This window comes from Solibacillus sp. FSL W8-0474 (assembly GCF_038004065.1).
GTDB classification, from domain to species: domain Bacteria; phylum Bacillota; class Bacilli; order Bacillales_A; family Planococcaceae; genus Solibacillus; species Solibacillus faecavium.
In genome coordinates, this window is sequence record NZ_JBBOQJ010000001.1 from 287,416 (window position 1) to 302,843 (window position 15,428).

Annotated in this window: 12 protein-coding genes; 5 read left to right on the top strand and 7 right to left on the bottom strand. The window is 37.6% G+C overall.

The features are described from left to right. Window positions 1–41 precede the first annotated feature (41 nt). The 7 genes from NYE67_RS01435 to NYE67_RS01465 all read right to left on the bottom strand — a co-directional run bounded on the left by NYE67_RS01435 (window position 42) and on the right by NYE67_RS01465 (window position 7,739). Complete coding sequence (locus NYE67_RS01435; protein ID WP_340728941.1) at window positions 42–1,238, bottom strand: ornithine--oxo-acid transaminase; 1,197 nt, start codon at window positions 1,236–1,238, stop codon at window positions 42–44. A gap of 64 nt (window positions 1,239–1,302) precedes the next feature. Next, window positions 1,303–2,466: an MFS transporter gene (locus NYE67_RS01440; protein ID WP_340728942.1), complete on the bottom strand. Its 1,164-nt coding sequence runs from the start codon at window positions 2,464–2,466 to the stop codon at window positions 1,303–1,305. Between the two features lie 382 nt (window positions 2,467–2,848). After that, window positions 2,849–3,682, bottom strand: a complete 834-nt coding sequence (locus tag NYE67_RS01445) for a MerR family transcriptional regulator (RefSeq protein ID WP_340728943.1) — start codon at window positions 3,680–3,682, stop codon at window positions 2,849–2,851. A gap of 441 nt (window positions 3,683–4,123) precedes the next feature. Next, window positions 4,124–4,582, bottom strand: coding sequence for a DUF4825 domain-containing protein (locus NYE67_RS01450; RefSeq protein ID WP_340728944.1), 459 nt, complete (start codon window positions 4,580–4,582; stop codon window positions 4,124–4,126). Window positions 4,583–4,641: 59 nt separating this feature from the next. Further along, window positions 4,642–5,829 (bottom strand): YbfB/YjiJ family MFS transporter, encoded by a 1,188-nt coding sequence (locus NYE67_RS01455; protein WP_340730872.1) that lies wholly within the window; start codon window positions 5,827–5,829, stop codon window positions 4,642–4,644. A gap of 104 nt (window positions 5,830–5,933) precedes the next feature. Continuing rightward, window positions 5,934–6,278 carry a hypothetical protein gene (locus NYE67_RS01460; protein ID WP_340728945.1) on the bottom strand — a complete coding sequence of 115 codons (345 nt, stop codon included), beginning with the start codon at window positions 6,276–6,278 and terminating at the stop codon, window positions 5,934–5,936. A 186-nt stretch (window positions 6,279–6,464) separates the two neighbouring features. Then, entirely contained in the window at window positions 6,465–7,739 is a 1,275-nt protein-coding gene (locus NYE67_RS01465) for an L-lactate MFS transporter (protein ID WP_340728946.1), read from the bottom strand. Window positions 7,740–8,545: 806 nt separating this feature from the next. Here NYE67_RS01465 and NYE67_RS01470 point away from each other — a divergent pair. From NYE67_RS01470 to NYE67_RS01490, 5 genes are all read left to right on the top strand, one after another. After that, complete coding sequence (locus NYE67_RS01470) at window positions 8,546–9,157, top strand: flavin reductase family protein (protein ID WP_340728947.1); 612 nt, start codon at window positions 8,546–8,548, stop codon at window positions 9,155–9,157. Window positions 9,158–9,199: 42 nt separating this feature from the next. Further along, window positions 9,200–10,312, top strand: coding sequence for a mandelate racemase/muconate lactonizing enzyme family protein (locus NYE67_RS01475; RefSeq protein ID WP_340728948.1), 1,113 nt, complete (start codon window positions 9,200–9,202; stop codon window positions 10,310–10,312). Continuing rightward, window positions 10,312–10,989 (top strand): GNAT family N-acetyltransferase, encoded by a 678-nt coding sequence (locus NYE67_RS01480; protein ID WP_340728949.1) that lies wholly within the window; start codon window positions 10,312–10,314, stop codon window positions 10,987–10,989. The genes NYE67_RS01475 and NYE67_RS01480 overlap by 1 nt, the downstream gene beginning before the upstream one ends. Window positions 10,990–11,429: 440 nt before the next feature. Continuing rightward, window positions 11,430–11,612, top strand: a complete 183-nt coding sequence (locus NYE67_RS01485) for an amino acid transporter (protein WP_340728950.1) — start codon at window positions 11,430–11,432, stop codon at window positions 11,610–11,612. Window positions 11,613–11,779: 167 nt separating this feature from the next. After that, window positions 11,780–14,908, top strand: coding sequence for a BTAD domain-containing putative transcriptional regulator (locus NYE67_RS01490; protein WP_340728951.1), 3,129 nt, complete (start codon window positions 11,780–11,782; stop codon window positions 14,906–14,908). The last annotated feature ends 520 nt before the right edge of the window (window positions 14,909–15,428 follow it).

The window sequence follows — 15,428 nt, forward strand, 5'->3', positions numbered from 1 at the left end:
AAACAAATTTCTACTTCTGGTCCCAGGCTCTTTAAATCTATTTATTCACTGAATACAGCTTTAATTTGCTCGATGGCCCAGTCTAAATCCTCTTTTGAAATGATTAAAGGTGGGGCGAAGCGGATCACTGTGTCATGTGTCTCTTTACATAATACTTTTCGTTCTGCAAGCTTTTCACAATACGGACGAGCTGATTCGTGAAGCTCTACACCAATGAAAAGACCGCGACCGCGCACTTCCTTTATCACAGCATTATCGATTGCCTGTAGTTGCTCTTTAAAGTAATTGCCGAGCTCAAGTGAACGCTCTGTCAGCTTTTCATCCAATAAAACATCAATTGCTGCTATGGAAACTGCACATGCTAATGGGTTTCCACCGAATGTTGAGCCGTGCGAGCCAGGATTGAATACGCCAAGAATGTCATCATTCGCAACAACCGCAGAAATTGGATAAACACCGCCGCCCAGCGCTTTACCTAAAATATATACATCTGGAATAACGTCTTCCCATTCACAGGCAAAAAGTTTTCCTGTACGTGATAAACCAGTTTGAATTTCATCTGCTATAAACAGAACATTATTTGCTTTACATAATTCATAGGCAGCTTTTAGAAAGCCTTCTGTCGGGATGATGATACCTGCTTCACCCTGAATCGGCTCAATAATAAATGCTACTGTATCGGGAGTAATAGTAGCTCTTAAAGCTTCAATATCTCCGTATGGAACTAAAGTAAAGCCTTCCAGCATAGGACCAAAGCCGCGTTTATACTCCTCCTCTGATGATAACGATACAGCACCCATCGTACGACCGTGAAAATTGCCGTTACAGCCAATAATTTTGGCCTGATTTACAGGGATTTCTTTAACTTCATACCCCCAACGACGAGCCATTTTAATTGCTGTTTCAACCGCCTCAGCCCCAGTGTTCATCGGGAGTACCATATTCTTTCCCGTAAGCTGGCACATTTTCTCGTACCATTCTCCTAAAGTCGCGCTATGGAATGCACGGGAAGTTAGTGTTACCGCATCTGCCTGATCCTTTAACGCTTGAATGATTTTAGGGTGGCGATGTCCTTGGTTTAAGGCTGAATAAGCCGAAAGCATATCTAGGTAGCGGTTTCCTTCAGGGTCTGTTACCCATGCGCCTTCTGCCTTTTCGATAACGATTGGCAGTGGGTGGTAATTATGCGCCCCGAATTTTTCCGTAGTTGAAATAAGTCGTTCTGATTTTGTTGTCATGATGAAATCCTCCTTAAGCAAATTTTACTTTCAATAGAGAAATCAATTACATAAGACGAAAAATCTACATATACGATGCAGGTTTCTTCCATATTAATGTTAACAGAATACCAAAGAAGATGACAACAGTTGCAAAGTAGTATGGGTAGTTAACATCAATATCAAATAGCATGCCGCCTAAAATAGGACCGAAAATATTCGCTAAACTCGTAAACATAGAGTTCATGCCGCCAACGAAACCTTGCTCGTTGCCCGCGATTTTGGATAAATAGCTTGTTACAGCAGGGCGGAATAAATCAAATCCGACAAATACGATACAAGTAACGAGTAAAATCGCAAAGTACGAGCTGACAACGGTCATTAAAAACACTAAAAATCCCGATAATATTAAGCTATAGCGAATCAGTTTAATTTCGCCCCATTTTTGTGCTAGACGGTCGAACAATGCGACTTGTGCCACCGCTCCAACAATTGCGCCACCTGTAATGATGACTGCGATATCTGTAGGGGTAAAACCAAATTTATGATCAACGAATAGGCTGAAGAACGATTCAAATGCCGCAAGTCCAAATGATGCGACAAAAATTAATATAAAGGCAATTAAGTACATCGGCTCCAAAACACGCTTGAATCCTGAAGTTTGATTTGGTGCATTTTCAGCATTTTCTTCATTGCGCTCTGGTTCGCGTAGTAAAATAATTGATAGAATGGCAGCAGTTGTACCAAGCGCTCCCGCAAAGTAGAAGGGCACACGTGTACCGAAATCTGCTAAAAATCCGCCGATACCAGGACCGATAATAAAACCTGTGCTAATCGCTGCACTCATATAACCAAGTGCTTTCGACCGTGTTTCCATTGTTGTAATATCTGCGATAAAGGCTGTAACAGCAGGCATGATAAATGCCGCACTAATTCCGCCCAATACACGGGAAATAAATAATACTTCGATTGTTTTCCCTAATCCGAATAAAAATTCTGAAATACCGAAAATAAACAATCCAAGGACAATCATAATTTTACGTCCATATTTATCAACTGCTTTACCAGCGAGGGGTGAAACAATCAGTTGTGCAATAGCAAACGCTGCTGTTAAATATCCGACAACGGTTCCGCTAATTTGCAGTTCATTCATTAATGTTGGAAGTACTGGAATAACTAAACCGATTCCTAAAAAAGCGATGAATAAGTTTAATAACAGTAGCCCTAACGTTACTTTATATTCTCTCATAGTTGTTGCTCCTTATTTAGTTGAAATGACTCTAGCGATATAATCCGCACTTTCTAACATAAACCCTATAGTAGCTATAGAGTCAATGAAACGGATTTAAATTATCGTAAACAAGTGATTAAGTTAGGCTCATCACCATGATATATGGAAGATTTTCTAATAAGATTTCACTTGATTGATTGGTGGGCTACGGCAAGACAGCGCTATAGCCACGTGATACATGTCTATATCACTGCCTTTATTGCCGTTTGCGAGGCCCACCAATCCTAAAATTTTGCCCTCGTTATAAAGTGAAGTAAAACATCCAATCAAGCCGCTTGCGCTATCGCGAGGCGGCGGAAAGCGGAAATGCTATGTTTTATATCTTCATTTTTGCATAAATTTACTTTAATTTAATTTTTAATTCAACAATAAATTCATCTGCTTTATTAGGGGAGTAGTTTATAGGCATGAAAATTTCATAAACGATAGGTACGATATTTAATCCGTTCTCTTCTATATAGTGATATAACTTTTGGTAATGAACGAGGTATGTGTCCTGTTCGAAAATAAAAGCAATACATACATAACGACCGGCAGGAATTGTTTTAACTTCCATATCAGTTGTTAAGTGTGTAATATATCGGTCTGTAATAAGCGGGGTAAAAATATGACTATAATGCAGCTCATCCAAGCTATTATATGGCTGATAAGGATATATGCACCCGTATCGGTTACTCAGCAGACTATTTTCAATTTCCAACGTTTTGATTAGTGAACTGTAATATGTGTTTGGTATATAGTACGGTGTTAGCTCGTTTGTATGGATCGATAAAATACGGTTTGGTTCCTCATTTTTAAAATAAACCGTATCAAGCATATCAATCGCGAGCTGTTCCTCCATCTGTTTTTTTGTTTTATATAAGGATTGCTTAATTTCATACATACGATTAATCTGTTTTTCAATTACATTTTCCTGTTGCTGTAAAAAGGATAATAACTCTGCTGGGGTAAAGGCTTGTGCCTCTTTAATCTCTTCTAAAGAAACCCCGATATATTTCAGTGATTTAATAATGTCCAAATAGTATAGTTGTGCGTCTTTATAGTACCGGTAATTTGTTTTAGGATCGACGTGTGAAGGTTTGAATAAACCGATTTGATCATAGTAACGGAGTGTTTGTATTGATATATTTGTCAATTTCGATACTTCTCCAATTGAGTAAAGTTTTTCTTCCATAATAGCCTCCGATATACGTTATTAACGGTATCGTAGCATTAAAGTTGGGTTGGGTAAATTAGCAGGAAGGGGGAGCATGGAGGTAAATGGAGCTGACAAATGGTCTCGAGAGTTTTGTCTTTTTATTATAAATTTAACTAGATGCTTAGCAGAACAAATTGTTTATGTTCATTAATTTGAATTGATTACTAGTCATCGTAGATATCGTATCTCATTTTATTTAAAGCGATGAATAAGTTGATTGGAATGGAGGGACCGTGACTCCACCGGGAATAAGCACGCGCGGAAGATCCACTAAATTGTGCCTGCCGTTGTAGGCACAATTTAGTTAGCTGGAGCCGTGCCCGGGGAAAGCATCGGTCCCGGAATGGAAATCAACGGTTTAATATTAATTTAATTTTTAATAAACACTTCTTAAGAGTTTCCTATTAAGAAAATGGATTACTTACTAAAAAATTGATTTACGGAGTCCTCTGAATTTAAATGTTCCTTTATTAGTTTCTTTAAGTCTTCTTCATTTTCAAAGTCGTCCAGTTTATTATTGTACCAATGTTGAATTTCAGTTTTGGTTACAGTGAATTCATTAGCCGGAAATTTGAATGTAATCCTCTCTACATTTTGGATTAAAGCAAAAAGATACGTTGCATTCGCTATAACAGTTTCCTTTATTTCTTTATCTGCATTTTTTGCAGTTATATCGTTATATTCCAAAGTAATGCCATATGGTTGTTCTTTCGTATGAAGGGAAATTTGTTTTAGTTCATTGCTGTAAGCTAATTGACTTACAATGTTTCCAACCGCACTGTTGTCACCTACATAGGAATTTTTATATTGAAATATATCAGCTTTTGAGTCAGCATTTTGACTACATCCGCTTAATACAATCAATATGAGTAACATCGAAGTATAAAATATGGTAATACGTTTCACTATTTCATCTCATTTCATTTTTCATAATACTAGGGTTGCATCATTTCATTACCGACGTGAATAGGCTTTTTCCTACTATAAAAATACCCGACCAGTAATATTATAAGAGCTAATGTGACTGTTCCTCCGGCAAAAAGGAGGGGGGCTTTATATGTTAGGAAATAAGTTTCCAAACGACCCGCAATAACAGGACCGATTATTTGTCCGATGGCGTAAAAGGTTGTCAGTATGGAAACAACGTAGGCACTTTGCTTTGGATATAACTGTCTTGCGTATGCTGTAGACATAGTAACGAGTCCGACAAATGTAAAACCAAATGAAATGGCCGACAACAACACGCTCCACACGGATTGAGACAGAACAGGAAGCAAGATGCCGATTATTTGCATCGCATACGCTAAAGCCAGCATAGAAATCGTTGAATAACGGGACATCAATTTCATCCAAATCGGTGCAGATGGAATGGCAGCCAGTCCAGCCAATACCCAACTATAACCTGCATATGCGCTAAGTGCCTCGATATTATATATAATGTCCACAAGAAAAGTCCCTGTGATAATATAACCTAATCCTTCTAAGCCATATGCAATAATCAGCCATGGCATGAAACCGCGCCAAATATTGCTATCCTCAGATTTTGGTGCCTTTACGTGATTAAGTACTTGTAAGTGACGCCATAAAAATAGTGTCGTCGCTAAAAACAATGCAGATAACAAACCGAGTCCAAGCCAAGAACCTTGCCAGCGGAAACTTGCTTCAAAGAATGGTACTAAAAGTCCTGATAATGCAATGCCAATGCCGATTCCACTAAATAAATAACCACTCCAGCGCGTTAGTAAATGGGCTGCCAAATAATCCATCACGATGCTTAATGTCAGAACAAAGATAAACCCACTCGTTAAGCCGGCAATAAAGCGTAGCACAATCCAAATGATGTATGAATCTACTAATCCCATTAAAAGAATCGAAGTGACATTCATGACAACATTTAATAATAGAAAGTTCTTTTTTGATTTATAAATAAATCCGGCCCACAATGCTCCAATAAAATAGCCAATATAGTTGCTTGAAGCGAGCCAGCCGCCTTGTGTAAAGGATAAATTTTCATCGACACGCATGAATGGTAAAATCGGCGTGAATGCAAAGCGGCTAATACCCATAGCAACAGCTAAAAATAGAATTCCCCCTAAAATTACACTTAAATGTTGACGATTTATGAAAATCCCTCCCTTAAAAAGCATCTCTTTTAGTAATTGTACCATTCTTATTTTCAAGATTAATAGAGTTAATACCCGTAAAAACGAGAAAAAACCCGACTATATCACCAAAAGTCAGGTTTTGCGACCATAAGCCAAAGGAAGAATCCCATTAAAAAGATATATTTCCATGTAGCGCTTTTCATCATATGAATAAATTGTTCTTTTTCAAATTGTGCACTTTTGGCAAAATTCAGAGCAGGTTTAAAAGCAAGGGCCATAAAATATAAAGAAAAACCCATAACGATATACGTCACAATAAGCCAGGGAGATGTCCAAGACCACCCACTAAAGTAAATTAAAATTATACCGGTCGGCACAATGAAATGGCCACCATTTGCCACAGCTCTCAGCAAACCTTGTAAAGCCGTTATATAGGTAGGGAAATCTTGCGTTTGTGCCTTTTCCATTCGTTTTAATATGGGGAAGATCGCGAACAGCGGACCGGTAGCGACGATGACACTTAAAATATGTAAATAAAGCGTAATTGTAAAAAGCAATTTCATCCCTCGCTCGAGTTTTATTGAAACAATCATACCATGAAAAAAAGATGACTCGAAAGTTTGTGACTTCCGAATCATCTCTATTAAAACCCCTTATGAATGAGCGGCTGCTCCCTGTTTCCCTTTGTTTTTGCTTTTTTCCTCTTCTTTTACACGCTGTTTTTTCAATTTGTTTAAATCTGAACGTAATAGTAAAGAAATACCTAATGAAATAGCGATTAAGAAGCTGAATAGATAAAATACTGGAATATAACTGCTTGTCGCTTCGTGAATTGTTGATACGATAATCGGACCAAAAATACCACCAAGTGACCATGTAGTTAATAAATAGCCATGAATAACCCCAAGTTGCTTCGTACCGAATAAATCACTCGCGAATGCCGGTAAGTTCGAGAAACCACCGCCATAACAACTAACTACTAAGAATATGAATACTTGTAATAGAATAGCGTTTGTCGTAAACGGTAATGTAATAAAGGCAATTAACTGAATCGTGAAGAAAATTACAAACACATTAGAGCGTCCGATATAATCTGATCCAGCCGCCCAAAGTAAGCGACCACCACCATTAAATAGACCCATTAAACCAACCATAGTTGCAGCAGCTGCTACTGACAGCCCGGCAATTTCCTGTGCCATTGGAGAGGCTACTGAAATCATCATTAAACCAGAAGTTACGTTAATTAAGTGCATAGACCAAAGCATCCAGAATTGCTTTGTACGAACCGCTTCACGAGCAGACATTTGTGCAATTTCCTGTGATTTTGCTTTTCCTGTAGCAACCATGTCTTCTACTTCACCTGGTTTAGGTGGCGCAATATAAAGCGCTCCGGCAATCATTAATAGAAAATAACTTATCCCTAAAATATAATACGTATTTGAAATTCCTACAGCCTGCATTAAGTTTGCAGCGACTGGCGCGGTAATTAATGCACCCGATCCAAATCCTAATACAGCCATCCCTGTCGCTAAACCGCGACGATTAGGGAACCATTTAACAAGCGTCGATACCGGTGCAATATAACCAATCCCCATCCCGAGACCACTTAGTAACCCGTATGTTAGCCAATATAAAACAACTGAATCCATAGCGATCGCAATACCTGCGCCACCTTGTCCTAAACCGAATAGTACTGCGGCAACCATCGCTGCTTTTCTAGGTCCTAACTTTTCTACTGTGCTACCAAATAATGCTGCAGCAAAACCAGCTAGTCCCATCATAATTGTAAAAGCAATAGTAATCTGTGATGCATCCCAACCAAGTTCTGTTGCGATTGGATTTTTATACACACTATATGCATACGCACCACCGATTGAAAGGTGGATAGCAATGGCAGATGCTGCAATTAACCAACGATTTTTTTTCATATAATTTCCCCCTCACACCTATTAAAATATCGATTTTACGATAATTTTCTACTTAAAGTAGATGTGTCAAATGTTTGAACGTTCATGTACATAAACTTAACATTAATTTATTATTTTGTGCAAGTGAAATACATAAAATAAAATTATCTTGAAAAAACATATATTTCTCTTTTCGGTAGTAAAATCGTACTTGAAGCAATAATTTTTTACTGTGGAAAAACGCATTACAACCTTGATAAATCAAGGTTTGTTAGGTGTAGGATAGTGATATTTACTAATAGGTTTCGAAATAAGGATAATATTGTAAGTTAATGAATTTGCTAATTTAACAACAAAATTAGCTAACTTATGCATCGAAATTCTATTATGTGTTTTAAAGGTGATGGGTGAAATGTTTTTGAGATTTATAATATAACAGTAACTAATACACAATGAGGAAACACCCAATAGCTTTATGCATTGATAAATCAACGTTTTAGAGTAGTGATGTTAAAATAAATAGCTTTTTTTCTTGCAGTTGTTATTAATTATGCAACTGTTTATAACAGTTTGAAAAAGATAAAATTCAATACGTTTCGCTGAAGATTTTGGATTAAAAAAGAAATAAATTTCTAAAGCAAGTGGCGTCTTTACCGATTTTACGGCACATTTTTTACATTAATTTACTGAATAATGGAGCAGAATAATGCTGAAAATGAGTTTGTATAAAAATACTCATACTAATTTTGAATAGAAATAAAATTATTTGACGAGTCACGAACTGTTCTCTAAAGTCAAAATAGTGATAAGAAAAGAGGCGAAATTTTATGCAAAAAATAGATCCGAAACAGTTATCAGAACGGGAAAATTATAAATTTTTAATTGGTTCCATAATTCCGAGACCAATTGCCTTTGTGACATCGGTAACAGAAGAAGGTGTGGTTAATGCAGCACCGTTTAGCTTTTTTAATATTGTATCTTCAAATCCCCCGATGATTTCGGTAAGTGTTCAGCGTAAGCAAGGGAAAATGAAGGATACGGCAAAAAATATTCTTGCCAGTCGTCAATTTGTTGTACATATAGTCGATACGGACAATGTTGAGAAAGTAAATGAAACGGCAGCGAGCTTACCTCCTGAGGAAAGTGAAGTGGAAATGACTGGGCTAACATTGGTTGAAAGTACAAAAATCGGTGTTCCAGGAGTAAAAGAGGCCAAAGTACGATTTGAGTGCGAATTAGAAACCGCACTGGAGCTTGGTGGGGAAGAAAATAACCCAGGATGTGACCTGATTATAGGGAAAGTTGTGTACTATCATATAGAAGAAAGTATTTATGAAAATGGTCGGATCGATCCACAAGAGCTAGCTGCTATAAGTCGTTTAGCTGGAAATGATTATGCGAAAATCGGAGAGCAATTCACGATTAAGCGTCCGCTTTAATTTCATTCGTTTCAAGCGTTGCTATATATAGGAGGAAAACAAATGTTAAAAATTGAAAACATTGAATTATTTAATATTGAATTACCATTAATCGAACCATTTATCGTAAGTTACGGTACATACCCAAATATGCCGTCAATCATTGTAAAGATGACAACAGAATGTGGATTAGTGGGCTGGGGAGAAGCCGTGCCGGATGAGCATGTTACAGGCGAAACATTGGAAGGCACGTTTGCCGTTTTAAAGCATACATTAGCTCCTGCAATGATCGGGGAAAATCCGATGAACTTTGAAAAGATCCATGCCAAAATGGATGCATTGATTTATAGTGCACCAGCAGCAAAGGCAGCTATTGATATTGCTTGCTTTGATTTAGTAGGGAAGAAGCTTGGTGTGCCGGCGTATCAATTAACAGGCGGGCGCTATTACGACAAGTTTCCAATTACGCATGTATTAAGTATCGGTACACCTGAAAAAATGGCGAATGAAGCAGCCGAACGAGTGGAAGAAGGATATAATTCTTTCAAAATGAAAGTTGGTCGCGATGTAGCAAGTGATGTCGCACGTATTAAAGCAGTCCGTGAGAGAGTCGGTAATAATATTGCGATTCGAGTGGACGTCAACCAAGGCTGGGTAAATAGCTCCACAACGATGCAGGCAGTTCGCGAACTTGAACATTTAAATATTGACTGGCTAGAGCAGCCGGTACGTGCTGATGATATTGATGGTATGGTTGAAATCAAATCAAAAACAGCCATTCCTGTCATGATAGATGAAGGTTTACGTGGTGTCCGTGAAATGCGGGAAATCATAGCAAAACGTGCTGCGGATAAAGTAAATATAAAATTAATGAAATGTGGGGGAATGTATCCTGCAATGAAGCTTGCCCATATGGCGGAAATGGCAGGCATTGAATGTCAAATCGGCTCAATGGTTGAATCGTCAGTTGGATCAGCTGCAGGATTCCATGTAGCATTTTCAAATAAGGTGTTTACAAGTGTTGAGTTAACAGGACCATTAAAATTTTCTAAAGATATCGGGAACCTTCAATATAATGTACCGTTTATCCAGTTAAATGAACAAGCAGGATTAGGTGTCGATGTGGATGAGGTTGTTTTAGCTGAACTGACACGTGAGAAATGTGTGGTGCAATAATGATCGCGACAGGTTTTTTAGGCAATAATCAATATAAAGTGAAATTACTGAATGAATCCTATATACCTCAGTTAATGGATCTACAGCAGGAAGTAGTAGAGGCATTGCCGGATAAAGCGATTTTACAGCCGCTTGATGAGGGAGAATTGAATTTTATCTTAAAGGGAAATGGCCTTATGATTGGGGTTTTCGTCGAAGAGAAACTAATTGCATTTCGAGCTTTACTTGAACCGATTATTGACGGGGAACATTTAGGGTATGATATCGGTTTACAAACAGAAGATGAACTCAAAAAGGTGCTTTATCAGGAAATTTCAAACGTCCATCCCCAATATCGAGGTTTTGGATTACAACGAACAATGGCGGACATTATTATGCAGCAAGTAGATTCGGCAAAGTATAATGTTGTCTGTGCAACAGTGATGCCTGGTAATATCGCGAGTATGAAGGACAAGTTTTCACAACATATGCATATAGCAGCATTAAAGCTGAAGTACGGCGGAAAATTGCGTTATGTATTTATGAAAAAGCTACCGGAAGTAGACCGTCAGTGGGCTGAAGAACGTTTTGTTTCAATGAATGAGACAGATGCTCAGCAACAACTTCTCCAACGAGGCTTTATCGGTATTACAATGAAGAAACAGCATGACGAATGGTTTATTCAATATGTAAATTAAAAGGATGTGGCGGGAAATTAATGATCCGCCACATCCTTTTTCGATATATTAAAACATAAGTCATATGGATGTTCTTTAAAAATCATTGTCATCAAAGCTGTCTAAATCGAAGAAATCACTATCGTCTTCGAATAAGTAGGATACGTCATTATCATCTGTCGCTAAATAAGTGTAGTTAATCATATTATCAGCTCCTTTTTATAACTATACAATATTCAGAAAATTAAGTAAAGTATAATTTTATGTAATTTTATTGAATGTTAATTCATAAAACGTTGGTAAATATATATTTTTAGTCTTTGTTTCCGCTTTCCTATTTTTAATTAATATGTTTAGTAATATATTTTCATGCATATTTTCATACATTTTAAGAGAGGGAGTTTTTGAAACTTTCTACTCTAAAAAGATGTATATACAGAAAAAGGAATGGAGTGAGTTCATTGGAGAAAAAACCATTTAACGATGTAGATGAGCACTATCAAAAGCATATCGGTACACCAAGTTCCTATAGTATGAAACAAATGCCAAAACCCATTCGTATCATTGGCTATATTTTAATCACCTTTATGACTGTGGCGGCAAGTTTACTTGTTTTATTAATGATTATAGATAAATTATTCTAATTGATCCGTGGAAAGAACCTTTTTCTTGAACATCTATAATATTCTTCGAACTATATTAATAAGCTTATCAGTGTAGATTAGTTATATGTAAAAATTTTGTATTTAACAGAATAATTTTCTGCTTTATGTTAATATGTTTGTAATTAACTGTAAATGGGGTGGGAAGCATGGAGCAACATATTTTTGTCTCGAAACTTATACCTCCGACACCGGCGAATAACTATTTAAGAAGAGCAAAATTAATGAAGAAGCTTTCAGATTGGCCACATGCAAAATGTACCATTTTACATAGTAGCGCAGGGTATGGAAAAACATCGCTTATTAGTCAATTTATAAATGATCAAAAAACAAAATGGGCCTGGTACCAAATTACATCAGATGATGATTCGATATTTCCATTTTTACGTCATTTTATTTTTAGTATCCAGCAGCATTTCCCTTCGTTTGGTGAAAAGCTAAAGGGATGGGACGTCACGGTAAAGTTTCATAATATGGAAGAGTTATTGCAGCTTTCAAAGCAAATTGCCAATGAACTTCATAATATTAAGGAACCCTTTTTAATCGTGCTGGACGATTATCACCATGTCTCACATGTATTTCCGATTAATTATGTCATGAATCAAATCCTTCAATATTTACCTGGCAACCTTCACATTATTGTCGCAACGAGGAAAATGCCAGAGTGGAGCTGTTTATTAACGCTTCGGATGAATAACCAATTAATCGAATGTGTAGAGCAGGAGTTTATTTTTTCTGAAGATGACGTTCAATTTTTATTTGAGGCCTTTTTTGAACGGCAATTAACTGATGAACAATGTGAATTTATTATGCAAATGACGGAAGGCTGGGCGATGGCAATTATGCTGCTTGGCTATAAGGCAAAGTATAGTCAGGAACAGCTCATTGATATTGCAGAAGGAACGGTCGGCAACTTTTTTGCTTATCTATCGGCGGAAGTATTCGATAAACTAGACGAGCAACTTCAGCTCCAGCTTTTAAAGCTTGGTATTCATCAAGTTATATCGCTTGATGTCATTACGGAGTTATATGGGCTAGAATGGATTGAACAAGTAAAGCCGAAATTAGATGAGCTTGCATTTATCACCCCACTGGCAGGAGGTACAAAATACCGATTCCATGCATTGTTCCAACAATTCCTGCAGCAGCGATTGAGCGAATACTACCCGGACTTATATGAGGTGCTCCATGAACAGGCAGCTGAGTATTATGCTTCTCAAAATTTAGGTGTACTGGCGGTCACACATGCTGCACAGCTAAAAAATCCACATTACTATATCACGTTATTATTGCAATTCGCTCCTCACTTCATTGAAGCAGGTCAATTTGAGTTTCTTTTGGAAAGGTTGAAAGATTTTTCAATCGAACAAAAGCCGTATCAGCTTCTATATTATGAAGGGGAATGTCAGCGGTACCGCGCACAATATGAAAAGGCAAAACATGCATACAATGAATGTTTTATAAAAGCCCAATTGCAGCAAGATCAATTATTTCTAATGCGCTCACAATTTGGACTTGCCAACATTTATTTAGATACCCTTCAGCCCGTTTTCGCAGAACATCACTTACAGCAGGCTATTGCGTTATTAAAGGAAGTGCACATCAGCGATACAGAACGTCATCTTATTAATAGCCTCTATACGGAAAACCTTATTAATTTAGGAAAAGCGGGGGAGGCTCTTCGTTGGAGTCAGTCTCAAAAATTACAGTTAAGCATTAATAATATTGATGCACGTCTGTACTTACGGCATGGTCAATTGGAAAAAGCGAAAGAGTTGTTAAACGCACGCCTTTCTAAACCGTTTCAATGGGAGGAAGCACATCGTACAACAGATTTACTGCTCGTTTTAATTGATATATTAATGGGAGAAAATGTACAGGCCTACAGCCGAATTATTGAAGGTGGAAAAGAAGGGCTCGTTGATATGCCCTATACGCTTGCACTTACTAAGCTGCGTAAAGGGCTTGCACTGTTAAATATGGAAATGAAAGATTTCGAGCGGGCAAAAGCATGTTTTGATGAGACACTGGAGCTATTAAATCAAATACATGTTAAGCGCATTACAGCCGAGTGCTACATGGGTCTCATTTTATATTACCGCAATAATGTCCTTGAGGCGAAACGCCATGCCCAAATCGGTTTAAGGGAAACGAATAAAGTGCAGGATTTTTGGATGTCTGCATTATTACTGACGGCATTAACAAAAGTGTTGGCCGAAAACAACCATTTTGAAGAGGCAATGGATACGGCAAAACAAGCTTTATCCTATTATGAACGCAGTGAAGATACGTATGGACAAATGGTCTGTTCCTTTTGGCTTGCGTACTGTTTCTCAAAAGTGGATGAGAACCAAGCATCGAAACACTATCAGCTATTTTGGGAATTATGTATGAATGATTATCCTTTTTTTATAGAGAAGAAAACCCTTTTTGGACCACAACATTTAATTCTTTTTGTTCAGCTCGCTAAACAGCTACAGCATGACGTGCCCGTATTTAATCAATTGAAAATAAAGGATGCACCGAGTACAGAGCTATCACTGACATTGTTCGGCCCTATTCAGATTCGTCGGGAATATCATGTTATTCACGATAAAGAATGGAAGCGAATGAAAGCGAAAGAACTGTTTTTATATTTATATATACACCGTGAGCAGTTCGTGTCGCGTCAGCAAATTTGCGAAGCAATTTGGCAACAGGATGAAGAAGCGATGCAACGCGATTTTAAAGTAGTTTTTAATGCGATGTTAAAAGCTTTGGAGCCGGCAAGGTCTGCGCGGGAGGAAAGTTACTATATAACACGTCGACAGCATTTATATAAGCTGGAGGACCGCTGGATTCAAAGTGATTTAGCACACTTTACGTATTATGCACAGCGCGGAATGGAAGAAAAAACAGCCAAGCTTTCAAATGAATGGCTAAAGCTTGCAATGAGGCTGGTCGATGGTCAGTTTTGTTCGGATATTGAACGTGAGTGGATTGAATCGATTCAGGCGCATTACAATGAGCAAATACTGAAAATTCTGGAGCGTGTCGCACAAAACTATGTCCGGCTTCAGCAATTTGATAAAGTCATTCGTTGGGCAGAGCGCATTATTGCACTGGATGACGGTCATGAAGAGGGGTACCGGTTGTTAATGCTTGCCCATTATTATTTAGGGAATCGCAGGGAAGCACTAAAACAGTATGAGCGTTGTGTAAATGTACTCGATGAACAATACAAAATTACACCGATGGACCCGACCGAGCAATTGTACGAACTTGTATTAAAAATGTAAATAGATTGAGAGCTATGTTGAAAATATAATTCGACATAGCTTTTTTAATTGGGAAGGCAGGAGTGAGAGGTCGTGAAGGGCATTTTATTGGAACAAACGAGCCGGTTATTAGAAGAGTTTAGTGTGATATTAGAAGAAATGGATCAGAAAGTGGTGGGAAAAGTCTTGCCATTGTTTTATTAGAACAGTCGAGCAGCTTATTAGAAAAAAGCTGCGCGGTATTAGCAGATTGAGAAAAGATTTTAGAACAATGCAAAGCGATATTAGCACAACCAAACTATATATTAGAAAATCGAAATTATATTAGAACTAATTAACTTTTATTAGAAGATATTAACTTTTATTAGAACAATTCGCTGTGCATTGGATATCTCTTCAGTCGGGCAATCGCATAGTATCTTAGCGCCTCAAGTTCCCAAAGAAATCCCTCTTTTTCCACATCTCGTTTATTGCATGTAACTCATTTGTAACTTGGCGATGTTACATTACGATTAAGCAGATAGCTATGCTGAAAATATTG